Here is a 24,083-nt window from a genome sequence, read left to right as displayed (position 1 = left end):
AGTTCACTCCCGAAAGGAAGTTCGCCCATGAACGGACGTGGTCGAAGTTGACCGGGCCACCGGACGCGGAGACGGACGCCGAGCTGCTGGCGGAGTCGGTGGGCAGTCCCGAGCGGTTCGCGGTGCTGTTCGACCGGCACGGCGACGAGATCCACCGGTACGTGGCACGGCGGCTCGGTTCCGGGATGGCCGAGGACGTCGTCGCCGAGACGTTCCTGACGGCGTTCCGCAAGCGCGGACGCTACGACGGGACCCGGCCGGACGCGCGGCCGTGGCTGTACGGGATCGCGACGCGGGCGGTCGGCGCGCACCGGCGGGCCGAGGTCCGGCGGAACCGGCTGGCCGCGCGCGCCGCGGAGCGGGGGGACGCGGGCGAGGGGTTCGAGGAGCGCTCCGCCGAGCGGGTGTCCGCCGAACGGCTACAGGCCCCGCTGGCGCTGGGGGTGCCGGTGGGCACCGTCCGCTCGCGGCTGGGGTTCCGGTTCATCGCCGTCCGCGATCACGCCGGTGCGCCGGCGGTGAAGAAGGGCCAGGTCACCGGGTGGGGCAGCCTGGTCGCGGCCGGCCGGGTGAGCGGGCCGGGCGCCCGTTCCTGATCCGGCGCGGAGGCCGGGCCGCCTCGTCCGGTCTCCGCGGCGGGTCAGGACCGCGTCCTCCACGTGCCTGCGCCGCTAGTAGGATCACGCTCCATGTCGCGAGCGATCTCCCGGGACCCCGACCGGCTGGTCCTGTTCACCGACGCGGTCGTGGCGATCGCCGTGACCCTGCTGGTGCTGCCCCTGGTCGACGTGGTCCCGGAGACGGTCCACGCGCACGGGGCGTCCAGCGAGGTCTTCACCGACCACAAGGCGCAGATCTACAGCTTCCTGCTCAGCTTCGCCGTGATCATCCGGTTGTGGCTCGTGCACCACGGGGCGTTCGAGCACGTCCGCGGCTACACGCGCCCGCTGATCCTTTGGAACGCGGGCTGGGTGCTGGCCATCGTCCTGCTGCCGTTCACGACCGAGATGGTCGCCTCCTACTCCTCGCACGACCGCTTCACCATCGCGGTCTACATCGGCAACGTCCTCGCCGCCGCGGTGTGCCAGACGGTGATCACGGTGATCTCCTACCGGGACTCCGACGTCGCGTCCGAGGACGATCCACCGACGATCGGCGCGGTCCGCGGCGGGCTCTCCACCGTGCTGCTGCTGCTCGTGGCGCTCGTGCTGGCCGTGCTGTTCCCCGACGTGTCCTACTACGGGTTCCTGCTGCTGTTCCTGGAGCCGGTGGTGACGAGGGGCTGGCGGCTCATCGGGGTCTGACCTCGTCCTCGGCGACGAGGGAGCGGGCCCAGGCGTAGTCGGGTTTGCCGACGGGGGTGCGGCGCACGGCGTCCACGAACCGGTAGAGGCGCGGCACCTTGTAGCCGGCGAGGCGGGCCCGGCAGTGCGCGGTGAGGGCCTCCTCGTCGGCGGGCGCCCCGTCCGCCCAGGTGAGGACGGCGGCGACGCGGTGGCCGAATCTCGGGTCGGCGGCGCCGACGACGACGGCGTCCGCGACGGCGGGGTGGCCGCGCAGGACCGTCTCGACCTCCTCGGCGAACACCTTCTCGCCGCCGGTGTTGATGACCAGCGAGCCGCGGCCCAGCAGGGTGACGGTGCCGTCGTCCTCGACGCGGGCGTGGTCGCCCTGCAGGGCCCACCGCCGCCCGTCCGGGTCGCGGACGAAGGTCGCGGCCGTCTTCTCCTCGTCGCCCCAGTAGGCGAGGGGGATGTGGCCGGTGCGGGCCACCAGTCCCTCGCCGCCGGGCGGCACCGGGCGCAGGTCCGCGTCGAGGATCGCGAAGTCGGAGGCGAGCCGGAAGCGGCCGTCGCCTTCGCTGACGCCCATCGCGCCGGTCTCGGTGCCGCCGAGGTTGTCGGAGATGTAGACGCCGGGCAGCGCGGCCTCCAGCCGCTCCTTGACGGCGGACGACAGCGGCGCGCCGCCCGACCCGAACCCGAAGATCTCCAGGTCGCGGTGCCGGCCGGTGGCCAGCTCGTCCGCGACCGGACCGGCCATCCCGTTGCCGACCAGCATGAAGACCTGGCTGCGCTCGCGGGCGGCGAGCTCCAGCGCGGAGCGCGCGTCGAAGTGCCGTCCGGTCCACAGGATCGCCGTGCCGCCCGTGGTGAGCGCGATCAGCGTCATCCACTGGCCGCCGCCGTGCATGAGCGGGGCGTGCACCTGGACGCGCATCGGTTCACGTTCGGCGCATCCGGCCAGTTCCTCCGGGGACGCGATGGTCGAGCCGCCGCCGTAGGTGCCGCCGCCGAGGGCCGCGAAGAAGATGTCCTCCGACCTCCACAGGACGCCCTTGGGGAGGCCGGTGGTGCCGCCGGTGTAGAGGAGGTAGGGGTCGTCGGACGAGCGCGGCCCGAAGTCCGGTTCGGGGGACGCGGCGGCCAGCGCCTTCTCGTACTCGGCGTCGGCGGACGGGCCGGAGCCGTCGTCGATGGCGACGACGTGCCGCAGCGCGGGCAGCCGAGCGCGGTCGACATTGCCGAGCAGCGTGCGTTCGGCGACCAGCGCGACGCATCCGGCGTCGCCGAGCAGGTGCGCGAGCTCGCCGGCGACGTACCGGTAGTTGACGTTGACGGGGGCGGCGCGGAGCTTGAAGCAGCCGAGCATCGTCTCGGCCCACTCGGCCCGGTTGTAGGACAGGATCCCGACGCGGTCGCCCGGTTCCACGCCCGCGCCGGCCAGGTGGTGCGCCACCCGGTTCGCGCGCGCGTCGAGTTCCGCGTAGGTCAGCCGCACCGGGCCCGCGACCAGCGCGGTGCGGTCGGGGCAGGCGCCGGCCACCACCTCGAAGAGGTCCGCGAGGTTGAACGAGCGCCGCGTCACGAGCGCGCTCCCCGCACCAGCCGGCCCGGCAGTTCGCCGGTGTGCTCGCCGTCGGCGAAGACCTGCGTGCCGGAGACGAAGGTGGCGAGGTACCCGTCGGCGCGCTGGACGAGGCGCCGCCCGCCCGCGGGCAGGTCGTACAGCATCTCCGGGCGGCGGTTGGCGACGCGGTCGAAGTCGATGAGGTTGAGGTCGGCCTTCATGCCCTCGGCGATGACGCCGCGGTCGGCCAGCCCGTACAGCCGGGCGGTGTCGCGGGTCATCAGCCGCACCACGTGCTCCAGCGGCAGCGTCTCGCCGCGCCGCCGGTCGCGCGCCCAGTGGCTGAGCATGGTGGTGGGCAGGGACGCGTCGCAGATGAAGCCGCAGTGCGCGCCGCCGTCGCCGAGGCCGAGCACGGCCCGCGGATGGGTGAGCATCTCGCGGACGGCGTCGAGGCTGCGCTCGGAGTAGTTCAGCAGCGGCAGCAGCATCAGGTTGCGGCCGTCGTCCTCCAGCAGCAGGTCGTACAGCATTTCCAGCGGGTCGCGTCCGGTGGCGGCGGCGCGGGCGGCCACCGAGTCCTGCGGCGCCGGCTCGTAGTCGGGACGGTCGTCGTCCAGCGGGAACAGCCGGTCCAGGCAGCCGCGGACCATCCCGGCCAGCAGGTTCTCCTCGTCCGGACGCTCGGCGAGGATCCGCGCCCGGACGGCGGGGTCGCGCATCCGGGCCACCCGCTCCGGCAGCGGCAGCAGCGACAGTTCGGACACGTACGTCGGGTGGTCGCCGAACGCGTGCAGCGTCTCCAGCCCGATCAGCATCCCGAACGGGCGGCCCGCGACCTGCGGGTGCAGCCGGGCGTCGGTGCCGGCCGACAGCTCCATCAGCTCGCGCCACAGGTCGGGCGCGGCGTCCACCTGCAGCAGCGCGAAGGACACCGGCCGGTCGATCGCCTCCGACAGCCGCCGCATCCAGCGGACCTCGTCCGGCGGTGAGTCGATGTCCTCGCCGGCGGCGCCGACGGGCGCGATCTCGTAGACCCCGGTGCCGAGTTCGCGCAGCGCCTCGCCGATCCCGAACAGCTCGTCCTCGGCGGCGAACGTGCCGGGCACCGGCTCGCCGTCGATGGCCCGGTGGGCGAGGGTGCGGGAGGTGGAGAAGCCGAGCGCGCCGGCGGCGACGCCCTCCTTGACGATCGCCTTCATCGCGGCGATGTCGTCGGCGGTGGCGGGTTCGTTGCGGGCGCCGCGCTCGCCCATGACGTACGCGCGGACGGCGCCGTGCGGGACCTGCGTGCCGATGTCCATGGTGCGGGTCGTCCGGCCGAGCGCGTCGAGGAACTCGGGGAAGCTCTCCCACTCCCAGGTGATGCCTTCGGCGAGGGCGCTGCCGGGGATGTCCTCGACGCCCTCCATCAGGCCGATCAGCCAGTCGTGCCGGTCGCGCCGGGCCGGGGCGAACCCGACGCCGCAGTTGCCCATGACGACCGTGGTGACGCCGTGCCAGGACGACGGGGCCAGGATCGGGTCCCAGGTGGCCTGCCCGTCGTAGTGGGTGTGGATGTCGACGAAGCCGGGGGTGAGCAGGGCGCCGTCGGCGTCGACCGTGCGGCGGCCGGGGCCCGTGTCGCGGCCGACGGCGGTGATCCGGTCGCCGGTGACGGCGACGTCCGCGTGGTAGGGGGCCGCTCCGGTGCCGTCCACGACCCGGGCGTTCCTGATCACCAGATCATCCATGCGGGGCCACTCCTCCCGGCGCCTGCGCACCGAACCGGCGGAATCCTCTGAGACTTATGCCTAGACGAGCGTCTCAACCCAAACAAGCGATTGGCCGTTTCCTGCCATCGTGACGGCGCCGGGGACCGGCGGCAAGAGGGCCTCCCGTTGGGTTCCGCGGGACATGACCCGATCTTTGCCCGATATGCCCGGTTTCAGGCCAGATGGGCGGGTACGCCGACAAGGACATACGCCACTTCGACCTGGTCAGGGAGGTATCCCCATGACTGGGATGACGGATACTCCGCGCACCCGGATGACCGGAATGCTCAAGGCCCCCCGCAGCCGGGGCATGATCAGCGGACTGCTGCTGGTCCTGCTGGGACTGTGGGGCGGGCTCATCCCGTTCATCGGCCCCTACTTCGACTTCGGGTTCGGGTCGGGCAGCGCCTGGGTCTACAACACCGACCGGCTGGTGCTGTCCATCCTGCCGGCGGTCGCCGTGATCCTCGGCGGGCTCGTCCTGCTGGTCAGCGCCAACCGTCCCGTCGCCCTCATCGGTTCCTGGCTCGCCATCCTGGGCGGCCTGTGGTTCGTCGTGGGCACCACCATCGCACCCCTGTGGAACGCCAGCCTGGGGGCGCCGATGGGCGGGCAGACGCGCCGGATCGCCGAACAGCTCTCGTTCTTCCACGGACTCGGCGCCATCACCATCTTCCTGGCGTCGATGGCCCTCGGCCGCTTCCTGGTGGTCGGCGTGCGCGAGGCACGGCGCGCCGGCCTCGCACGAGCGGAGCGCGACCGCGCCGCGGCGACCGCCGGCGCCGGCACCGCCGGTGCCGCCGGCACCGCACCCGCCGCGCGGGAGCGCGCGGACGGGCGGGAGCGCACGGACCGAGGGTCCACCGCCGCTCCGGAATGGGAGCGCCAGGAGGAGACCCGCCAGGACGGCCGGCGCCATTCGGCGGCGGCCGGGCAGACCTGGCGCGTCGACCCGCCCCGGTAAGCCGATCGGCCGAGGACGACGCTCGCGGCGAGCACGACTGCCGCGGGCGTCGTCCCGTTCACCGGTCCTCGGTGCCCGTCGCGATCCGGCCGACCTCGGGAAGCCGATCGTCACCGGCCGAGGCCGGCGCCAACCGCGTCACGGCACCGGGCATCGGGCCGACGGTGAACACCTGGGTGAACGAGGCGACGGTGACACCGGCGAACGACGCTTCGGACGGCACCTGCTCTGGAAGCGGAACCCCGTGGGATCCCGCGTCGAGCCGGCCGTCGAATACGAGCATCGATGCGCTCTTGGGCTCCGGGGGGACGAACGACGTGCCCCACCACGCCTCCACCGTGACGGGGGCGGAATCGCCGAGCGTGAGCCGGATTAAGCGCTGTGCGGCGTCGTAGACGACTTCGCCGCCGTCGAGGGTTCCGGCCGAGGTGGCGGCCCGCACTTGCGCGGCGATGAGGCCGGGGATGCCGGCGAGCCCCTGGACGAACGTCACGCGCGGGTTGCGTCCGGAGATCCCCTCGCGCAGTTGCTGCTTGGTGTCGGCGGGGACCATGCCTCCGAAGACCAGCACGTCGAGATCGGTGACGTCGTAGTCGTCGAAGACCTGGTCGAACCGGTTCGTCGCGTCCGCGGAGTAGCCCTCGGCGCGCAGGATGTCGACGGCGGCAACGAGCACGCTGGGGCTGCGGCCGACGACGAGGACGCGTCCGGTTTCGCTTCTCGGCGAGGTGTTCACTGTCGGATCTCCCTTGGTCGCGGGTCTGCGATAAGTGTTGGTTCTCCCAACATAACGAGTGTTGGCCTGCCCCACAAGTGGGAGCCGGGTGCGCGCCCGGACGGGCAGGCGGCTTATCGGGGTTTAACCCCGCCTGGGGGATGCTCGGCGCATGCGTGTGCTGATCGTTGAGGATGAGCGGGTGCTCGCGGACACGATCGCCGAGGGGCTGCGTGAAGAGGCCATGGCGGTGGACGTGGTGTACGACGGCGACGACGCGCTGGAACGGGCGTCCTACAACGAGTACGACGTGGTCGTGCTCGACCGCGACCTTCCGACGGTGCACGGCGACGACGTGTGCCGGGAGCTGGCGGGTCGGCGCGGCCCGGCCCGGATCCTGATGCTGACGGCGGCCGGGGACGTCGAGGACCGGGTGGACGGGCTGACCCTCGGCGCCGACGACTACCTGCCCAAGCCGTTCGTGTTCGGCGAGCTGGTGGCGCGGCTGCGGGCCCTCGCGCGGCGGTCGGGGACGCCGGTGCCGCCGGTGCTGGAGAGCCGCGGGATCCGGCTCGACCCGCACCGGCGGCGGGTCGCGCGCGACGGCCGGGAGCTGCGGCTGACGAACAAGGAGTTCGCGGTGCTGGAGGAGCTGCTGCGCGCCGAGGGCGGGGTGGTGAGCGCCGAACGGCTGCTGGAGCGGGCCTGGGACGAGAACATCGACCCGTTCAGCAACATCGTGCGGGTGACGATGGCGACGCTGCGCCGCAAGCTCGGCGAGCCCGCGGTGATCGAGACGGTGACGGGGTCGGGCTACCGCTTGGAGGCGCGATGAACGTGCGGGGAATGCTGGGGACGCCGAGGCTGAGCGTCCGGACGCGGCTGACGCTGGTGTACGGGTCGCTGTTCATGGTGATGTCGGCGGTGCTGGTCTCGGTGACGTACCTGATGACGGTGCACACGATGGACCGGCGGCTGCCGCCGCGGACCACCGTCGACCCGCAGACGGCGACCAAGCTACGGGCGCTGGCAACGACGCAGGATCTCAACCAGATCCTGGCGCTGAAGGCCGAGGCGGACCGGCAGCTGACCCGGCAGAAGCACAGCGTGCTCGAACAGCTGCTGCAGAGCTCGCTGCTGACGATGCTGGTGCTCGGCGTGCTGGCGGTCGTGATCGGTTATCTGGTGGCGGGGCGGATGCTGCGCCCGCTGCACAAGGTGACCGCGACGGCGCGGCGGCTGTCGGAGAGCACCCTGCACGAGCGGATCGCGCTGGACGGCCCGCAGGACGAGATCAAGGACCTGGCCGACACGTTCGACCGGATGCTGGACCGGCTGAACCGGGCGTTCGACGCGCAGCGCCGGTTCGTCGCGAACGCCTCGCACGAGCTGCGCACACCGCTGACCATCAACCGGACCGTGCTGGAGGTGGCACTCGCCAGCCGGAAGAACCCGCCGGAGACCAAGGCGCTCGCGGACGTGCTGCTCGGCAACACCGAGCGGCACGAGCGGCTGATCGACGGGCTGCTGCTGCTCGCCAGGTCCGAGCGGGAGCCGGCCGATCCCGCGCCGACGGCGCTGCCGGACGTCGTGCGCGGCGCGCTCGGCGAGCTGGACGGTCGGACCCGGGCGGTGGACGTGGAGGCTCGGCTGGCACCGGCGGAGGTGGCGGGCGATCCGGTGCTGCTGGAGCGCTGCGCGATGAACCTGCTGGAGAACGCGGTGAAGTACAACGTGCAAGACGGGCGGGTGTGGGTGCGCACCGGGGTCCGGGACGGGGAGGCGTTCCTGCAGGTGGTGAACACGGGGCGGCCCGTCCAGCCGTACGAGGTGGCGGGCATCTTCGAGCCGTTCCGGCGGCTGCGGGCCGACCGGGTGGGCTCGGCGGACGGCGCGGGCCTCGGCCTGTCGATCGTGCGGGCGGTGGTGGGCGCGCACGGCGGGACGATCGAGACGGTCCCGCGGCCGGGCGGCGGGCTGTCGATCACCGTCCGGCTGCCCGCCCTGGCCCGCGACGCCCTCGTCCCGGCGTGACCGCGGGCGGCTAGCCGGCGTTCTCGGCGGGGAGCGGCCAGGGCGGCGGCGTCGGCCAGTCGATGCGTCCCTCGGGGCGCGGCCGGTCGGCGCCGGCGGACAGCCAGCGGTAGACGACCTTGCCGGTGGCGTTGCGGGGCAGCTCGGGGATGAAGTGCACGTCGCGCGGCACCGCGTACCGGGCGACCTGCGCGTGCACGTAGGCGCGGACGGCCTCGGCGTTGAGCCGGGCGCCGGGCCGCAGCACGATGTAGGCGGCCAGCCGCTGGCCCCAGTCGTCGTCCGGGACGCCGATCACCGCGGCCTCGCCGACCTCGGGCAGCCGCAGCAGGGCGTCCTCGACGTCGCCGGGCACGATGTTCTCGCCGCCGGAGACGACCATGCCGTCGGCGCGCCCGTCCACGAACAGCAGGCCGCGGTGGTCGATGTGGCCGAGGTCGCCGGTGGCGAGCAGCCCGTCGCGGACCTGCATCGGCTCGCCGCCGGTGTACCCCTCGAACAGCAGCTCGTTCGCGGCGAAGATCTGCCCGATGGTGGAGCGGCCGGCGCGCCGGCCGTCGGCGCCGACGATGACGAGCGAGGTGTTGCGCGGCGGGCGGCCCGCGGTGCGCGGGTCGGTCCGCAGGTCGCGCGGGGTGGCGATGGACACCCAGGACGCCTCGGTGGAGCCGTAGACGTTGTAGAGCCGGTCGCCGAAGGCGTCCATGAACCGGGTGGCGAGGTCGCCGGGCAGGGCGGCGCCGCTGAGCGCGACGATCCGCAGCGAGGAGGTGTCGTGGCCGTCGCGCACCTGCGGGGCCAGGTCGAGGATGCGCTGGAGCATGACCGGGACGGCGAACACGACCGTGTCGCGGTGGGCGGCGATGGAGCGCAGCGTCCGCTCGGGGTCGAACCTGCGGTGCAGGACGATCGGCGCGCGCAGCGCCCAGGCCATCTGCAGTGCCGCGTAGCCCCAGGTGTGGAACAGCGGCGCCTCGATGATCATGGTCTGCCGGGCGCGCAGCGGGATCCGGGAGGTCATCGAGGCCAGCGGCCACAGGCCGGGGCGGGGCGGCCGGCGGGCCCCCTTGGGGCGGCCGGTGGTGCCGGAGCTGAGCATGATCGTCCGGCTCTGGATCTGCGGCGGGCCCGGCGGGGTCGCGGGCGCGGGCACCGAGCGGATCACCTCGTCGATGCTCGGCCCGGTCTCGGCGGGGCCGGAGTCCGCGGCGCGCGGAGGAGGCGGCGCGGGGGCGGGCGGCGCCGCGACGGGCGCGCCCAGCGGCGGGTCCCCGCCGGGCGGGCCGGGCCGGCGGTCGGCCCACAGCACGGTGCGGCGCAGCGCGATCGGCACGCCGGCCAGCAGCGGCGCGAACTCGGCGTCGGCGACGATCAGGGCGGGGCGCAGCTCGCCGAGCACCGCGCGGATCTGGCCCGTTCCGAAGCCGGTGTTGAGCAGCACGACCTCGGCGCCGCGCTTGCTGCACGCGACGAGCGTCTCGACCATGCCGCGGTGGTTGCGGCACAGCACGCCGACGCGCGGGGCGGGGCCGTGCAGCGGCAGCCCGATGGCGAGGCGGGTGGTCCGGTCGTCGAGCTCGGCGAAGGTGAGGGCGCCCTCGTCGTCGACGAGGGCCGGCCGGGACGGCGAGTGCGCGGTCGCGGCGGCGAGGACCCCGGCGAGGGTGGTGCCCCAGCGGCGCAGCGCGCCGAGCTGGCGCCACACGCGGCGGGGCCCGCCGGACAGCAGCAGCCCCGTGCGCAGCAGGAGGCCGGCGAGGTCTCGGGCGTGCCCGATCCGCCGGCGCAGCCCCGGCCGGTAGACGGGCCTCGCATGGGTCACCGCGCCTCCTCCGGTGATTTCGAGTCACGTTACCCACGAGTCCCGGGCCGAACAAGGGCACCGGCGCGTCAGTGGTTACTGACGAGTAGCCTTTGTGGTTACCAGCCAGTAGCATCACCCTGTCCACCACCGACAGCCCACCCGCAGGGAGGACGACCCGTGCCTCGCACCGCACGCGACGTCGTGTTCGTCGACGGCGTCCGCACGCCGTTCGGCAAGGCCGGCCCCAAGGGCCTGTACGCGCAGACCCGCGCCGACGACCTGGTCGTCCGCGCGATCCGCGAGCTGATGCGCCGCAACCCGTCCCTGCCGCCCGAGCGGGTGGACGAGGTCGCGATCGCCGCCACCACCCAGACCGGCGACCAGGGCCTGACCATCGGACGGTCCGCCGCCGTCCTCGCCGGGCTGCCCAAGAGCGTGCCCGGCTACGCCGTCGACCGGATGTGCGCGGGGGCGATGACCGCCGTCACCACCACCGGCGCCGGCATCTCGTTCGGCTCCTACGACGTCGTCATCGCCGGCGGCGTCGAGCACATGGGCCGGCACCCGATGGGCGAGGGCGTCGACCCGAACCCGCGGTTCCTCGCCGACCGGCTCGTCGACCCGTCCGCGCTGGTGATGGGGACGACCGCGGAGAACCTGCATGACCGGTTCCCGCAGATCACCAAGGAGCGCGCGGACGCCTACGCCGTGCGCAGCCAGCAGAAGGTCGCCGCCGCCTACGCCGCCGGGAAGATCCAGCCCGACCTGGTCCCGACCGCGATCCGCTCCGCCGAGCAGGGCTGGGGCCTCGCGACCGAGGACGAGCCGCCGCGCCCCGGCACCACGCTGGACGACCTCGCCAAGCTCAAGACCCCGTTCCGCGTGCACGGCAACGTCACCGCCGGGAACGCCGCGGGCCTCAACGACGGCGCCACCGCCTGCCTGCTGGCCGCCGAGGACGTCGCCCGCGACCTCGGCCTCGCGCCGAGGATGCGCCTCGTCGACTTCTCGTTCGCCGGCGTCGAGCCCGAGGTGATGGGCGTGGGGCCCGTCCCCGCGACCGAGAAGCTGCTCGCCCGCAACTCCCTGACCATGGACGACATCGGCCTCATCGAGATCAACGAGGCGTTCGCCGTGCAGGTGCTGGCGTTCCTGGAGCACTTCAAGATCGCCGACGACGACGCGCGGGTGAACCCGTGGGGCGGCGCGATCGCGCTCGGCCACCCGCTCGCCTCGTCCGGCGTGCGGCTGATGAACCAGCTGGCCCGCCTCTTCGAGGAGCGCACCGACGTCCGCTACGGGCTGACGACGATGTGCGTCGGCATGGGCATGGGCGGAACCGTCCTGTGGGAGAACGTGAACTGGGAAGGCGCAAAGTGAGCGACGCAGGCGTTCGGGGGATCCGGGGGACCGCCCCCGGGAACAGCACAGTGAGCAGCCTGGGAGAAGTATTCGCCGACGAGGTCGTCACGCACGCGTACGTCAGGGACGTCCAACTCCCCCACGGCGCCGGCACCCTCGCGCTGATCACGCTCGACAACGGCCACGACCACACCAAGCCGAACACCTTCGGCCCCAACGGCCTGGCCGAGCTGGACGCCGCGATCGACCGGATCGCCGCACGCGACGACATCGCCGCGGTCGGCGTCACCGGCAAGCCGTTCATCTTCGCGGTCGGCGCCGACCTCAAGGGCGTCCCGCTGATCTCGAACCACGCGGACGCGCGCGCCATCGGCAAGCTCGGCCACGACGTGTTCCGCCGGCTCGGCGAGCTGGGCGTCCCGTCGTTCGCCTACTACAACGGCGCGGCGATGGGCGGCGGCGTCGAGATCGGGCTCCACTGCAGCTACCGGACGATCTCCGCTAGCGTCCCGGCGTTCGCGCTGCCCGAGGCGTTCCTCGGCCTGGTGCCCGGCTGGGGCGGCACGTACCTGCTGCCGAACCTGATCGGCGCGGAGAAGGCGCTGAAGGTCGTCATCGACAACCCGCTCGCGCAGAACCGGATGCTGAAGGGCCGGCAGGCCTACGAGCTGGGCATCGCCGACGCGATCTTCGACTCGGCGGACTTCCTGGAGGAGTCGCTCGCCTGGACGGCCCGCGTCCTCAACGGCGAGATCACCGTCACCCGGCCCGCCGTCGACAAGGGCAAGGCGTGGGACGACGCCGTCGCGATGGCCCGCTGGAACCTCGAAGGCAAGCTGCACGGCGCGGCGCCGTCCTTCACGCGCGCGCTCGACCTGGTCGCCGCCGCGAAGGACCGGAGCCGCGACGAGGGCTTCGCCGCCGAGGACGAGGCACTGGCCGACCTCATCATGAGCGACGAGCTGCGCGCCGGGCTGTACGCGTTCGACCTCACCCAGAAGCGCGCGAAGCGCCCCGCCGGCGCGCCCGACAAGTCCCTCGCGCGCAAGGTCACCAAGGTCGGCGTCGTCGGCGCCGGCCTGATGGCCTCGCAGCTCGCGCTGCTGTTCGCGCGCCGCCTGGAGGTCCCGGTCGTCATGACCGACCTCGACCAGGAGCGCCTGGACAAGGGCGTCGGCTACGCGCACGGCGAGATCGACAAGCTGCTCGGCAAGGGCCGCCTCTCCCCCGACAAGGCCAACCGGCTGAAGGCGCTCATCACCGGCTCGCTGACCAAGGACGCGTTCGCCGACGCCGACTTCGTCATCGAGGCGGTGTTCGAGGAGATGTCGGTCAAGCAGAAGGTGTTCGCCGAGGTCGAGCAGCACGTCTCCGCCGACTGCGTCCTCGCCACCAACACCTCCTCGCTCTCGGTCACCGAGATGGCCGCGAAGCTGGAGCACCCCGAGCGGGTCGTCGGGTTCCACTTCTTCAACCCCGTCGCGGTGCTGCCGCTGCTGGAGATCGTCCGGGGCGAGCAGACCGGCGACGCCGCGCTCGCCACCGCGTTCGCGACGGGCAGGGCCCTGAAGAAGTCGTGCGTGCTGGTCAAGGACGCCCCGGCGTTCGTGGTCAACCGCGTCCTGCTGCGGCTGCTCGCGGAGATCGTCCAGACGGTCGACGAGGGCACCCCGATCGAGGTCGCCGAGCGCGCCGCCGCGCCGCTCGGCCTGCCGATGCCGCCGTTCGTGCTGATGGGGCTGGTCGGCCCGGCGATCGCGCTGCACGTCAACGAGACCCTGCACGCCGCGTTCCCGGACCGGTTCCCGCTGTCGGACAACCTGGCCAAGCTGGTCGCGTCCGGCAAGAAGGGCGTCTACCTGCCCGACTTCTCCCTCGACCCGGAGGTCGTCGCGATCTTCGGCGGCGGGACGAGCCCGTCCACCGAGCAGCAGGTCCTCGACCGGGCGCTCGCCGCGCTCGCCGACGAGATCCGGATCATGCTGGACGAGGGCGTCGTCGCGGCGCCCGAGGACATCGACCTGTGCATGATCCTCGGCGCGGGCTGGCCGTTCCACCTCGGCGGCATCACCCCGTACCTGGACAGGTCGGGCGTCGCCGAGAAGGCGGCCGGCCGCCGCTTCCTCGCCCCCGGCGTGGCCTCGCTTCCCGCCTGACCAGCGGATCGTCCACCGTCCGGGGGCCACGGGCGGTGGACGATCATAAGCGGCGCGCATCCGGGCATAGGGCTGTCACAACGACGTGACGCCGAGGAGCCGACGATGAACCTGCTGCGCACCAAGTCGGTCGAACAGTCCATCAAGGACACCGAGGAGCCCGGGCACCGGCTGCGCCGCGACCTGTCCGCGCTCGACCTGGTCGTGTTCGGCATCGGGGTCATCGTCGGGACCGGCATCTTCGTCCTCACCGGGCAGGTCGCCAAGGACAAGGCCGGGCCCGCCGTGGCGATCTCGTTCATCCTCGCCGCCGTCGTCTGCGCGCTGGCCGCGCTGTGCTACGCCGAGTTCGCCTCCACCGTCCCGGTCGCCGGGTCGGCCTACACCTTCTCCTACGCCACCCTCGGCGAGTTCCCGGCCTGGATCATCGGCTGGGACCTCATCCTGGAGCTGGCGCTCGGCGCGGCGGTGGTGTCGGTCGGCTGGTCGGGCTACTTCGCCTCGCTGCTGGACAGCGCGGGCCTGCACCTGCCCGCCGCGATCCTCAACCCGCCGGGCAGCAACGGCGGCGTCGTCAACGTCCCCGCGATCGCGCTGGTGCTGGTGGTGACGGGGCTGCTCGTCCTCGGCGTGAAGATCTCCTCGCGGGTGAACGCGGTCGTCGTCGTGGTGAAGGTGGCCGTCGTCCTGCTGGTCATCGTGGCCGGCCTCTTCTTCGTCAAGGGCGAGAACTACCACCCGTTCATCCCGCCCTCGGAGCCCAACACGTCGGTGAAGGGCGCGGCGGCGCCGCTGATGCAGGTGATCTTCGGGATCACCCCGGTCAGCTACGGCTGGCTCGGCATCTTCGCCGCCATCGCCATCGTGTTCTTCGCCTACATCGGCTTCGACATCGTCGCCACCGCCGCCGAGGAGGCCCGCCGGCCGCAGCGCGACCTGCCGATCGGCCTGATCGGCTCCCTCGTCATCACCGCGATCCTCTACGCGGCGGTGTCGACCGTCGTCGCCGGGATGCAGAACTACAAGAAGCTCTCCGACGCCGCGCCGCTCGCGGACGCGTTCAAGGCCGTCGGGCACTCCGCGTTCGCCACGATCATCGACGTCGGCGCCGTCGTCGGCCTCATCGCCGTCGTGCTCATCCTGCTGCTCGGGCAGAGCCGGGTGTTCTTCGCGATGAGCCGGGACGGCCTGCTCCCGCCGTGGCTGTCGGTCATCCACCCGCGGTTCGGCACCCCCTGGCTGTCGACGGTCATCATGGGCGGCGTCGTCGCCGTGCTCGCCGGGTTCATCCCGCTGGCCAAGCTCGCCGAGCTGGTCAACATCGGCACGCTGTTCGCGTTCCTGCTGGTGTCGGTCGGCGTGCTGATCCTGCGCCGCACCCGGCCCGACCTGCCGCGCGCGTTCCGCACCCCGCTCGTCCCGGTGATCCCGGTCCTGTCGGTGCTGGGCTGCCTCTTCGTCATGATCAACCTGCCGCTGGAGACCTGGTACCGGTTCCTGGCCTGGATGGCGATCGGCGCGGTCATCTACGCCCTCTACGGCCGGACGCACAGCCGCGTCGGGCTCGCCGCCGCGACCGTTTCCGGCAAACCCTGACACCGCGCCTGACGGCCGTCATACGATCATGCGGACGCGGACCCCCTCCCGCACGAACGGTGGACAGGCACATGAGCGACACCTCGGCCCCGCCCGCCGGCGGCCCCTCCCCCTCCGACCGGATCGACTCCACCCGGCCGCACTCGGCCCGGGTCTGGGACCACTGGCTCGGCGGCAAGGACAACTACGACGTCGACCGGGCGCTCGGCGACCAGATCGCCGCCACGTTCCCGCACGTGGTCACCATGGTCCGGGCCGACCGGACGTTCATGGCGCGGTCGGTGCGGTTCCTCGCCGAGCAGGGCGTCGACCAGTTCCTCGACATCGGCACCGGGCTGCCGACCGAGCCGAACGTCCACCAGGTCGCGCAGAGCGTCGCCCCGGCCGCGCGCGTGGTGTACGTCGACAACGACCCGGTGGTCCTCGCGCACGCGCGGGCGCTGCTGAACTCCCCATCGGGCGCCACCGCCTACCTGGACGCCGACCTGCGCGAACCCGGCCGGATCCTGGCCGACGCGGCCGCCACCCTGGACCTGGACCGGCCCGTCGCGATCACGCTGATGAGCCTCATGCACTTCGTCGCCGACTTCGGCGACGCCCGGTCCATCCTGTGGCGGCTGCTGGACGCCGTCCCGTCCGGGAGCTGGCTCGCCTTCACCCACGCCACCGCCGAACTCGGCGGGCCGAAGGTGCGGGAGGCGTTCGAGATGTGGAACGCCAACGCCGTGCAGAAGGCGCAGCCCCGCGACCGCGCCGACGTCCTCGCCCTCGTCGACGGCCTGGAGCTGGTGGAACCGGGCGTGGTGTCCCCGACCCGCTGGCGGCCGGGCCCGGACGACGACCCCGCGGCCCCGGAGGTGCCGCTGTGGGCCGGGGTCGCGCGCAAGCCCTGACCGTCCGCGCCGCGGCGGGTGCGGCGGGGCCGCCCGAGTCGATCTCGTGACCGGTGTCACGGTGTCCTTTTGCCGTGCGGGTCGGCACAATACGCGCATGGCTTCTCCTGTGCTCGTCGCGGTGATCGGCTCGGGGCCCGCCGGCATCTACGCCGCCGAGGCCCTCGTGAAGCAGACCGGAGGAGACGTCCGGGTGGACGTGTTCGACCGGCTGCCGACGCCGTACGGGCTGGTCCGCTACGGCGTCGCGCCCGACCACACGTCGATCAAGTCGATCGCCAAGTACCTGCAGCGGGTACTGGAGAACCCGGCCGTCCGCTTCTTCGGCTGCGTCGAACTCGGCCGCGACCTCACCCGCGCCGACCTGCTGGACTGCTACGACGCCGTCATCTACTCGACCGGCGCGATGGTCGACCGGCAGATGCGCATCCCCGGCGAGGACCTGCCCGGCAGCATCGCCGCCACCGACTTCGTCAACTGGTACTGCGGGCACCCCGACGCCGCCGACCACTCCTTCGACCTGTCGGTCGAGGAGGCCGCCGTCATCGGCGTCGGCAACGTCGCCGTCGACGTGGTGCGGATCCTGGCCAAGACCGCGGACGAGCTGCGCTCCACCGACGTCCCCGAGCAGGTCATCGAGGCGCTGTCGAAGAGCCGGGTCAGGCGCGTCCACATGATCGGGCGGCGCGGCCCCGCGCAGGCGAAGTTCACCACCAAGGAGGCCCGCGAGCTCGGCGAGCTGCCGAGCGCCAGCATCCACGTCAGCCCCGAGGACATGGACCTCGACCCCGCCAGCGCCGAACTCGCCGAGAGCGACCGGCACGTACGCGGCAACGTCAAGGTGCTGAACGCCTGGACCGGCGAGCCCGCCCCCGGCCGCGCCCGGCACATCGACGTCCGGTTCTGGCGCGCGCCCGCCGAGATCCTCGGCACCGACCGCGTCGAGGGCCTGCGGCTGGAGAAGACCGCGCTGGACGCGTCGGGCCGCGTCACCGGGACCGGCGAGTTCGAGACCCTGCCGGTCGGCCTGGTGCTGCGCTCGGTCGGGTACCAGAGCGTCCCGCTGGACGGCGTCCCGTTCGACGAGCGGTCCTCCATCGTGCCGAACGAGGGCGGCCGCATCCTCGGCGCGGACGGCTCCCCGGTGCCCCGCGAGTACGTCGCCGGCTGGATCAAGCGCGGCCCGTCCGGCGTCGTCGGCACCAACAAGTCCGACGCCGCCGAGACCGTCCGCAACCTGCTGGCGGACCTGGAGGGCACCGACGCGGCGCCCAAGCGCACCATCGAGGAGGTGCTGGAGTCGCGGGGGCTGCCCGTCGTCAGCTACGACGACTGGCTGAACCTCGACGCCGCCGAGATCGCCCTGGCCCGCAGCCTCGACCGGGGCGAGCGCGTGAAGCTGGCCCGGTGGGAGGCCATGACGTCGGCCTGCCGCGACGCGGTGGCGGGCCGCAAGAAGCCGCCGGGAAACTAGTGACGGATGCGTGCACGGAGCGCTACCGTGCGCGGGTGACCGTCGGTCCAGAACTGTACGGGTTCCCCCCACCCGAGACGGTGCCCGACCTCAGGTGGCTCGGTCCCGACTACGTCTCCGTGCTCGTGCACGACCTGACGCAGGGGCTGCTGCGCCAGGACCCGCGCACGTCCGTCATGGGCGTGCGGTGCGAGGGCGAGCCGCGGCTCGCCCCGTCCGTCGACCCGGCCGGCGTCATCCGCGCCCACGACGCCTGCTTCCCGCTCCAGGTCTACGTCCAGGACGGCGCCGGCAGGCCCTGGCGGCTGCGCGGCCGGTGGACCTACTCCGGCCGCGAGCTCGGCACCCGCGCCGCGTCCATCACGCACTTCTGGCAGCTGCTGTCGGCCGAGGGCATCTGACCCGGGCCCGGCCGGTCAGTCGGACGTGGCGGGCTCGCGGGCGTCCGAGGCGGTGACGCGGGCGACGGCCTCGGTGATGTCGCGGGCCAGGTCCTGCGAGGTCAGGCCGCAGTCGGCGAGGATCAGGTCGCGCTTGGCGTGGTCCAGGAACTCCTGCGGGATGCCGAAGGTGCGGACCGGGGTGTCGACGCCCTCGTCGCGCAGCAGGCGGGCCACGGCGTCGCCGACGGCGCCCACGCGGCCGTTGTCCTCGACCACGGCGACCATGCTGTGCGCGGCGGCCGCGGCCGACAGGGCCGGGTCGAGGGGCTTGACGAAGCGCGGGTCGACGACGGTGGCGCCGATGCCCTGGTCGGCCAGCCGCCCGCCGACCTCGACCGCGGGCGTCGCCATCGCGCCGACCGCGACGATGAGCACGTCGGCGCCGTTGGCGCCCGGGTGGCGGGCCAGCACGTCCATCGAGCCGATGCGGTCGACGGCGTCCAGGTCGGCGGCCACGGCGCCCTTGGGGAAGCGCAGCGCGGTCGGGCCGTCGGAGATCGCCAGGCACTCGCGCAGCAGCTCGGCGACGCGGGCGCCGTCGCGCGGGACCGCGATCCGCATGCCGGGCACGAGCTGGAGCAGCGACAGGTCCCACATGCCGTTGTGGGACGGCCCGTCGTCGCCGGTGACGCCGGCCCGGTCGAGGACGAACGTGACCGCCTGGCCGTGCAGCGCGACGTCCATCAGCACCTGGTCGAACGCCCGGTTCAGGAACGTGGCGTAGACGGCGACGACCGGGTGCAGGCCGCCCAGGGCGAGCCCGGCGGCGGACGTCACCGCGTGCTGCTCGGCGATGCCGACGTCGTAGATCCGGTCCGGGTAGGCGGCGGCGAAGTCGGCGAGGCCGACCGGGTGCAGCATCGCGGCGGTGATCCCCACCACGTCGCGGCGCTCCCGGCCGATCTCGACCATCTCCTCGCTGAACACGTTGGTCCAGATGCGGCCCTTGGGCTTCTGGACGCCGGTCTCGCGGTCGTAGGGGCCCGGCGAGTGGAACTGCTCCTCCTCGTCGTTCTCCGCCGGCGAGTAGCCGTGGCCCTTGCGGGTGATGCAGTGCACGATCACCGGCCCGCCGAACGCGCGCGCCTTGCGCAGCGCGTGCTCGACGGCCTGCTCGTCGTGGCCGTCGATGGGGCCGACGTACTTGAGGCCGAGGTCCTCGAACATGGCCTGCGGCTGCAGGATGTCCTTGAGGCCCTTCTTGATCCCGTGCAGCGCCTCGTAGGCGACGTTCCCGACGACGGGCGCCCTCGGAACGGTCCGCTTGACGAGATCGAGGGCCTGCTCGTAGGTCGGGGTGACGCGCAGGGCGGCCAGATGGCTCGCCAGCCCGCCGATCGTCGGCGAGTAGGAGCGGCCGTTGTCGTTGACGACGATGATGACCTTGCGGTCCTTGCCCTCGGCGATGTTGTTGAGGGCCTCCCAGCACATGCCGCCGGTGAGCGCGCCGTCGCCGACGACGGGCACGACCACCCGGTCGCCCTCGCCGCGCAGTTCGAACGCCTTGGCCAGCCCGTCGGCGTAGGACAGCGCGGTGGAGGCGTGCGAGTTCTCGATCACGTCGTGCTCGGACTCGGCCCGGCTCGGGTAGCCGGAGATGCCGCCGCGCCGCTTGAGCAGGGTGAAGTCGTGCCGGCCGGTGAGCAGCTTGTGCACGTAGGACTGGTGCCCGGTGTCCCAAAGGATCTTGTCGCGGGGCGAGTCGAAGACCCGGTGCAGCGCGATGGTGAGCTCCACCACGCCGAGGTTGGGGCCGAGGTGGCCGCCGGTCTTGGCGACCGCGTCGATCAGGAAGTCGCGGATCTCCGCCGCGAGGCCCGGCAGGTGCGCGGCGTCCAGTCGTTTGAGGTCGTCGGGACCCTTGATCGACTCCAGCAGGCTCACGCGTGTCAACTCCTCCGTCGGGGACCGGTTCCCCTGGCTCGGGCCGTTCCGAGTTTAATCCCGGTTCGCCCGCGACGCGCCGGAGGGGACCTGCCCGCCGGGTGTGAAACGACTGACCCCGGCGGGGCCGATGGGGTAGGAAAAGAGCATGGCCGTCGAAGAGATCGTACTGCTCAACGCGGATGACGAGGCGGTCGGAACCGCCCCCAAGGCCGCGAGCCACCATAGAGACACGCCGTACCACCTGGCCTTTTCCTGCTATGTGGTGGACACGGAGGGTCGCGTTCTGATCACTCGCCGCGCCCTGTCGAAGCGGACCTTCCCCGGTGTCTGGACGGGCAGCTGCTGCGGCCATCCGGGCCCGGGCGAGGGGCTGCGCGACGCCGTGCTGCGGCGATTGCGGGACGAACTCGGCATCTCGGGCGTGTCCCTGACATCCGTCCTCCCGGCGTTCCAGTACCGGGCGGTCGCCGAGGACGGCACCCTCGAGAACGAGCGCTGCCCGGTGGTGCGCGCCGGCGTCCCCGCGGGCACGCCCGTCGCGCGCAACCCCGACGAGGTCGAGGACGCCGAGTGGTGGACGTGGCGGCAGTGCCTCGACCTCGCCGCGCGCCCGGAGGCCTCGCCCTGGTACCGGCTGCAACTGGCCGAGCTGGCCCCGCTGGGCGCGCCGCTCGACTGGCCCGACGCCGGCACCGCGACGCTCCCGCCCGCCCTCACCTGGTAGGGCCTCCGGCCGGCGCGGCGGGCACCGCCGGAAAGCCGTTCGCAAAGGGCCGGGTGCGCGCCCGCGCGCCCGGCCCGGCCCGATAACCGAGAGATCACTTTTCCGTCCCCGGTGTTGACCCGGTCACGTCCCGAACGGACGCTTGCTTACCCCGGGGGTAACCGAAGGGACGGACGATGCTAGGACGTGCTCCCCGGCGTCGCTGGACGGCGTTCGCGGCCGTCGCGATGACCGGTGCTCTCGCCTTGTCGGCGTGCGGCGGTAACAGCGGAGGCAAGGGCAACAACGACAAGTCCCAGGTCGAGGTCTTTTCCTGGTGGACCGGTCCAGGAGAGGCGGACGGGCTCGCCGCGCTGAAGGCCGACTTCGAGAAGAAGAACCCCGGGACCAAGTTCGTCAACGCGGCGATCGCCGGCGGGTCGGGCACGCAGGCGCAGGCGGTGCTGGCCAGCCGGCTGCAGAACCGCAAGCCGCCGGACTCCTTCCAGGGGCACGCGGGCGCGGAACTGCTCGACTACATCAAGGCCGGGCAGATCGAGCCGCTGGACACCTTCTACGACCAGAACAACCTGAAGTCGGTCTACCCGCAGCAGCTCCTCCAGCAGATCAGCTACAAGGGACACATCTACTCGGTCCCCGTCAACATCCACCGGTCGAACATGCTCTGGTACAACCCGGGCATCCTCAAGGACGCCGGAATTGCGGACGCGCCCAAATCGATCCCGGAGTTCATCGCCGACCTGAAGGCGGTGAAGGAGAAGACGAAGAAGGTGCCGCTGTCGCTCGGAGCGCAATGGACGGCGGACCACCTGCTGGAGAACGTCCTGCTCGGCGACCTCGGCACCGACGCCTACAACGCGCTGTGGAAGCCGGGCGCCGACTGGAGCACCCCGGCGGTGACGAAGGCGCTGAACGACTACGCCGAGATCATCAAGTACACGACGGTCGAGGCCGCGTCCACCGACTGGCAGGGCGCCGCGAAGGCCGTGGTGGACGGCAAGGCCGCGTTCAACATCATGGGCGACTGGGCCTACGGCTACTTCGTCAACCCGGCGCCGAACGGCCTGAGCAAGAAGCTCGACACCGACTTCAAGTACGCGCCGACGCCCGGCACCGACGGCACCTACCTGTGGCTGTCTGACAGCTTCACCCTGCCGAAGGGCGCGCCGCACCACGCCGGCGCGGAGGCATGGCTGAAGGAGGTGTCCAGCCGTGAGGGACAGGACCTGTTCAACCCGAAGAAGGGCTCCGTGCCCGCCCGTAAGGACGCCGACAAGAGCCTCTACAGCTCCGGCTACCTGAAGTACGCGTTCGAGCAGTGGAACAACCCGGCCACCAAGCTCGCCGGCTCCTTCTGGCACGGCGTCAACGCCAGCAAGAAGCAGCACACCGACATCGACACGGCGGTCGGCCTGTTCCTGCAGAGCAAGGACGTCGGCAAGCTGCAGTCGCAGCTCGTCGCCGCGGCCAAGAACAGCGGTCAGTGACGGCCGAGACGCCGGCCGCGGGGTCCCCGGCGCGGGGGCCGCGCAGCGGCCGCCGCCCGGCCCTGCGGCGCAGCCGCAAATGGCTGCCGGGGCTGCTGCTGGTCTCCCCGTCCATCGTGGCGATCGGCCTGTTCGTCTACGGGCTGATCTTCTGGAACACGCGGGTGGCGGTGAGCGGCAAGCACGACGAGGTGACGCCGTACGGGTTCGACAAGGGCAAGAACTTCGTCGACCTGTGGCACCAGCCGAGCTGGCCCGGCGCGGTCAAGCACGCGCTGCTGTTCACCGCGGTGTTCGTGCTCGGCGCCCTCGTCCTCGGCGCGTTCCTGGCGTTCCTGATGGACAAGGGGATCCGGGGCGAGGCGTCGTTCCGGGTCATCTACCTGTTCCCGATGGCGGTGTCGTTCATCGCCAGCGGCGTGGTGTGGCGGTGGCTGATGAACCCGGCGCCGGCGCAGCGCGCCGTCGGGTTCAACCAGCTGTTCGACAAGCTCCATCTGAGCGGGCTGGCCAACGACTGGTGGCAGGACCCGAGCTGGGGCATGGCCGCGATGGCGCTCCCCGCGATCTGGCAGATGTCCGGCTACGTCATGGCCCTGTACCTGGCCGGGTTCCGCAGCGTCCCGGAGGAGCTGCGCGAGGCCGCGCGCGTCGACGGCGCGTCCGAATGGAAGGTGTACCGGTACGTGGTCTTCCCGCAGCTGCGCCCGGTGACGCTGTCGGCGCTGATCATCCTCGGGCACATCTCGCTGAAGGTGTTCGACCTGATCATGGCGATCGCCGGCAAGCAGATCATCACCTACGTCCCCGCCATCGCGACGTACGTGGAGATCTTCGACCGGCACGACCCGGCCAACGGCGCCACCATCGCCACCTACCTGCTCCTCGCGGTGGCGCTGCTGGTGATCCCGTACCTGGTGTGGTCGGTGCGGACGGAGCGGAACCGGTGACCGCGGCGAGCACGGCGCGGCGACAGGCGGGCGCCGGCGCGGCGGCCCGCACGCTGCGGATCGTCCGGCCGGCGGTCCTGCTGGCGTTCGTGATCCTGTTCCTCATCCCGGTGTACGTGCTGCTCGTCACCAGCTTCAAGTCGCTGCAGGAGGCCGACCCGAGCAGCGCGTGGAACCTGCCGCACCACTGGTCCACCACCGGCTGGAGCTCGGCGTGGGACGCCCTCAAGCCGGGCCTGGAGAACAGCGTCAAGATCGCGGTGTCCGGCTCGCTGATCTCCGCGGCGCTCGGCTCGCTGAACGGCTACGTGCTGTCGAAGTGGCGCTTCCCCGGTTCCGACGCCGTCTTCACGCTGTTCCTGTTCGGGATGTTCATCCCGTACCAGGCGGTGATGATCCCGCTGGCCGGGCTGCTGACGAACATGGGCCTCGTCGGGACGATCCGGGGGCTGGTCCTCGCGCACGTCGTCTACGGCATCCCGATCTGCACGCTGATCTTCCGGAACTACTACGTGACGGTCCCGGACGAGCTGATCGAGGCGGCCCGGGTCGACGGCGCGGGCATCATCCGCACGTACTGGTCGATCATCGTGCCGGTGTCCGGGCCCGCGTTCGCGGTGACGGTGATCTGGCAGTTCACCTCGATGTGGAACGACTTCCTGTTCGCCGTCTTCCTCGGCGCGCCCGACAGCTGGCCGGTCACGGTGATGCTGAACAACACCGCCGGGTCCGGCGCGACCGCCGTCCAGTACAACCAGCAGATGGCGGAGGCGCTGCTGGCGTCGCTGCCGACCCTGCTGGTCTACCTGCTGCTCGGGCGGTTCTTCATGCGCGGGCTGATGGCGGGGGCCCTGAAGGGCTGACATGGGCCGGCGGGACGGGCGGGCCGGAGCGCCCCGCCCGTCCCGGCCGCCCGTCAACCGCGCACCGGTCTCGCGCGTCACATGGGTGATCAAAGGAGATCCGATGGCCTCGCACGAGCCGCTCGCC

General features: G+C 72.3%; 20 protein-coding genes. 15 read left to right on the top strand and 5 right to left on the bottom strand.

Annotated elements, in window-relative coordinates; translation table 11 throughout:
- Window positions 1-47 precede the first annotated feature (47 nt).
- The gene (locus ACA514_RS03655; RefSeq protein WP_375039538.1) at window positions 48-596 is read left to right on the top strand and encodes an RNA polymerase sigma factor; all 549 of its coding nucleotides are present in this window, start codon (window positions 48-50) and stop codon (window positions 594-596) included.
- A gap of 93 nt (window positions 597-689) precedes the next feature.
- The gene (locus ACA514_RS03650; protein WP_375039537.1) at window positions 690-1,304 is read left to right on the top strand and encodes a TMEM175 family protein; all 615 of its coding nucleotides are present in this window, start codon (window positions 690-692) and stop codon (window positions 1,302-1,304) included.
- Here the strand turns inward: ACA514_RS03650 and ACA514_RS03645 are convergent.
- Together ACA514_RS03645 and ACA514_RS03640 are read right to left on the bottom strand one after the other, a co-directional pair.
- Window positions 1,291-2,868 carry an AMP-binding protein gene (locus ACA514_RS03645; RefSeq protein ID WP_375039536.1) on the bottom strand — a complete coding sequence of 526 codons (1,578 nt, stop codon included), beginning with the start codon at window positions 2,866-2,868 and terminating at the stop codon, window positions 1,291-1,293. The two genes, ACA514_RS03650 and ACA514_RS03645, sit on opposite strands and share 14 nt — an antisense overlap.
- Complete coding sequence (locus ACA514_RS03640) at window positions 2,865-4,583, bottom strand: amidohydrolase family protein (protein WP_375039535.1); 1,719 nt, start codon at window positions 4,581-4,583, stop codon at window positions 2,865-2,867. The genes ACA514_RS03645 and ACA514_RS03640 overlap by 4 nt, the downstream gene beginning before the upstream one ends.
- A 271-nt stretch (window positions 4,584-4,854) precedes the next feature.
- Here ACA514_RS03640 and ACA514_RS03635 point away from each other — a divergent pair, with 271 nt between their 5' ends.
- Entirely contained in the window at window positions 4,855-5,568 is a 714-nt protein-coding gene (locus ACA514_RS03635) for a hypothetical protein (RefSeq protein ID WP_375039534.1), read from the top strand.
- A 58-nt stretch (window positions 5,569-5,626) separates the two neighbouring features.
- Here the strand turns inward: ACA514_RS03635 and ACA514_RS03630 are convergent, their stop codons facing one another.
- Complete coding sequence (locus ACA514_RS03630) at window positions 5,627-6,304, bottom strand: hypothetical protein (protein ID WP_375039533.1); 678 nt, start codon at window positions 6,302-6,304, stop codon at window positions 5,627-5,629.
- 151 nt (window positions 6,305-6,455) lie between these two features.
- Here ACA514_RS03630 and ACA514_RS03625 point away from each other — a divergent pair, with 151 nt between their 5' ends.
- Together ACA514_RS03625 and ACA514_RS03620 are read left to right on the top strand one after the other, a co-directional pair.
- Window positions 6,456-7,118 (top strand): response regulator transcription factor, encoded by a 663-nt coding sequence (locus ACA514_RS03625; protein ID WP_375039532.1) that lies wholly within the window; start codon window positions 6,456-6,458, stop codon window positions 7,116-7,118.
- Entirely contained in the window at window positions 7,115-8,317 is a 1,203-nt protein-coding gene (locus ACA514_RS03620) for a sensor histidine kinase (protein ID WP_375039531.1), read from the top strand. Before ACA514_RS03625 ends, ACA514_RS03620 begins: the two co-directional genes overlap by 4 nt.
- A 10-nt stretch (window positions 8,318-8,327) precedes the next feature.
- Here ACA514_RS03620 and ACA514_RS03615 read toward each other — a convergent pair whose 3' ends face one another.
- Window positions 8,328-10,139 carry an AMP-binding protein gene (locus ACA514_RS03615; protein ID WP_375039530.1) on the bottom strand — a complete coding sequence of 604 codons (1,812 nt, stop codon included), beginning with the start codon at window positions 10,137-10,139 and terminating at the stop codon, window positions 8,328-8,330.
- A gap of 159 nt (window positions 10,140-10,298) precedes the next feature.
- Here ACA514_RS03615 and ACA514_RS03610 point away from each other — a divergent pair, with 159 nt between their 5' ends.
- The 6 genes from ACA514_RS03610 to ACA514_RS03585 all read left to right on the top strand — a co-directional run bounded on the left by ACA514_RS03610 (window position 10,299) and on the right by ACA514_RS03585 (window position 18,003).
- On the top strand, window positions 10,299-11,501 hold the full coding sequence (locus ACA514_RS03610) for a thiolase family protein (RefSeq protein ID WP_375039529.1): 1,203 nt from the start codon (window positions 10,299-10,301) through the stop codon (window positions 11,499-11,501).
- A gap of 50 nt (window positions 11,502-11,551) precedes the next feature.
- Window positions 11,552-13,639 carry a 3-hydroxyacyl-CoA dehydrogenase NAD-binding domain-containing protein gene (locus tag ACA514_RS03605; RefSeq protein ID WP_375039528.1) on the top strand — a complete coding sequence of 696 codons (2,088 nt, stop codon included), beginning with the start codon at window positions 11,552-11,554 and terminating at the stop codon, window positions 13,637-13,639.
- A 105-nt stretch (window positions 13,640-13,744) separates the two neighbouring features.
- Window positions 13,745-15,235, top strand: a complete 1,491-nt coding sequence (locus ACA514_RS03600) for an amino acid permease (RefSeq protein WP_375039527.1) — start codon at window positions 13,745-13,747, stop codon at window positions 15,233-15,235.
- A 71-nt stretch (window positions 15,236-15,306) separates the two neighbouring features.
- Window positions 15,307-16,128 (top strand): SAM-dependent methyltransferase, encoded by an 822-nt coding sequence (locus ACA514_RS03595; RefSeq protein ID WP_375039526.1) that lies wholly within the window; start codon window positions 15,307-15,309, stop codon window positions 16,126-16,128.
- Between the two features lie 97 nt (window positions 16,129-16,225).
- Window positions 16,226-17,602: an FAD-dependent oxidoreductase gene (locus tag ACA514_RS03590; RefSeq protein WP_375039525.1), complete on the top strand. Its 1,377-nt coding sequence runs from the start codon at window positions 16,226-16,228 to the stop codon at window positions 17,600-17,602.
- Between the two features lie 35 nt (window positions 17,603-17,637).
- Entirely contained in the window at window positions 17,638-18,003 is a 366-nt protein-coding gene (locus tag ACA514_RS03585) for a hypothetical protein (RefSeq protein WP_344268219.1), read from the top strand.
- Between the two features lie 15 nt (window positions 18,004-18,018).
- On the opposite strand, the gene dxs is transcribed toward ACA514_RS03585, so the two are convergent.
- Window positions 18,019-19,929, bottom strand: a complete 1,911-nt coding sequence (gene dxs, locus ACA514_RS03580; protein ID WP_375039524.1) for a 1-deoxy-D-xylulose-5-phosphate synthase — start codon at window positions 19,927-19,929, stop codon at window positions 18,019-18,021.
- A gap of 148 nt (window positions 19,930-20,077) precedes the next feature.
- On the opposite strand from dxs, the gene idi reads away from it, so the two are divergent.
- From idi to ACA514_RS03560, 4 genes are all read left to right on the top strand, one after another.
- Window positions 20,078-20,656 carry an isopentenyl-diphosphate Delta-isomerase gene (idi, locus tag ACA514_RS03575; RefSeq protein WP_375039523.1) on the top strand — a complete coding sequence of 193 codons (579 nt, stop codon included), beginning with the start codon at window positions 20,078-20,080 and terminating at the stop codon, window positions 20,654-20,656.
- A 176-nt stretch (window positions 20,657-20,832) separates the two neighbouring features.
- Window positions 20,833-22,143, top strand: a complete 1,311-nt coding sequence (locus ACA514_RS03570) for an ABC transporter substrate-binding protein (RefSeq protein ID WP_375039522.1) — start codon at window positions 20,833-20,835, stop codon at window positions 22,141-22,143.
- Window positions 22,140-23,093 carry a carbohydrate ABC transporter permease gene (locus tag ACA514_RS03565; protein WP_375039521.1) on the top strand — a complete coding sequence of 318 codons (954 nt, stop codon included), beginning with the start codon at window positions 22,140-22,142 and terminating at the stop codon, window positions 23,091-23,093. The genes ACA514_RS03570 and ACA514_RS03565 overlap by 4 nt, the downstream gene beginning before the upstream one ends.
- On the top strand, window positions 23,090-23,956 hold the full coding sequence (locus ACA514_RS03560; RefSeq protein WP_375039520.1) for a carbohydrate ABC transporter permease: 867 nt from the start codon (window positions 23,090-23,092) through the stop codon (window positions 23,954-23,956). The genes ACA514_RS03565 and ACA514_RS03560 overlap by 4 nt, the downstream gene beginning before the upstream one ends.
- Window positions 23,957-24,083: the final 127 nt, after the last annotated feature.

Origin of the sequence: Actinomadura sp. NTSP31, assembly GCF_041951385.1 — a bacterium.
GTDB lineage: Bacteria > Actinomycetota > Actinomycetes > Streptosporangiales > Streptosporangiaceae > Spirillospora > Spirillospora napierensis.
Note: the sequence above shows the minus strand (reverse complement) of the source record. Positions and strands in the feature narration are given on the sequence as shown.

What these genes read in the sequence shown, in the direction of transcription:
- ACA514_RS03650 (WP_375039537.1), top strand. Translation starts at nt 690, where the DNA reads ATGTCGCGAGCGATCTCCCGGGACCCCGACCGGCTGGTCCTGTTCACC.
- ACA514_RS03640 (WP_375039535.1), bottom strand. Translation starts at nt 4,583, where the DNA reads ATGGATGATCTGGTGATCAGGAACGCCCGGGTCGTGGACGGCACCGGA.
- ACA514_RS03635 (WP_375039534.1), top strand. Translation starts at nt 4,855, where the DNA reads ATGACGGATACTCCGCGCACCCGGATGACCGGAATGCTCAAGGCCCCC.
- ACA514_RS03625 (WP_375039532.1), top strand. Translation starts at nt 6,456, where the DNA reads ATGCGTGTGCTGATCGTTGAGGATGAGCGGGTGCTCGCGGACACGATC.
- ACA514_RS03620 (WP_375039531.1), top strand. Translation starts at nt 7,115, where the DNA reads ATGAACGTGCGGGGAATGCTGGGGACGCCGAGGCTGAGCGTCCGGACG.
- ACA514_RS03600 (WP_375039527.1), top strand. Translation starts at nt 13,745, where the DNA reads ATGAACCTGCTGCGCACCAAGTCGGTCGAACAGTCCATCAAGGACACC.
- ACA514_RS03595 (WP_375039526.1), top strand. Translation starts at nt 15,307, where the DNA reads ATGAGCGACACCTCGGCCCCGCCCGCCGGCGGCCCCTCCCCCTCCGAC.
- ACA514_RS03590 (WP_375039525.1), top strand. Translation starts at nt 16,226, where the DNA reads ATGGCTTCTCCTGTGCTCGTCGCGGTGATCGGCTCGGGGCCCGCCGGC.
- idi (WP_375039523.1), top strand. Translation starts at nt 20,078, where the DNA reads ATGGCCGTCGAAGAGATCGTACTGCTCAACGCGGATGACGAGGCGGTC.
- ACA514_RS03570 (WP_375039522.1), top strand. Translation starts at nt 20,833, where the DNA reads ATGCTAGGACGTGCTCCCCGGCGTCGCTGGACGGCGTTCGCGGCCGTC.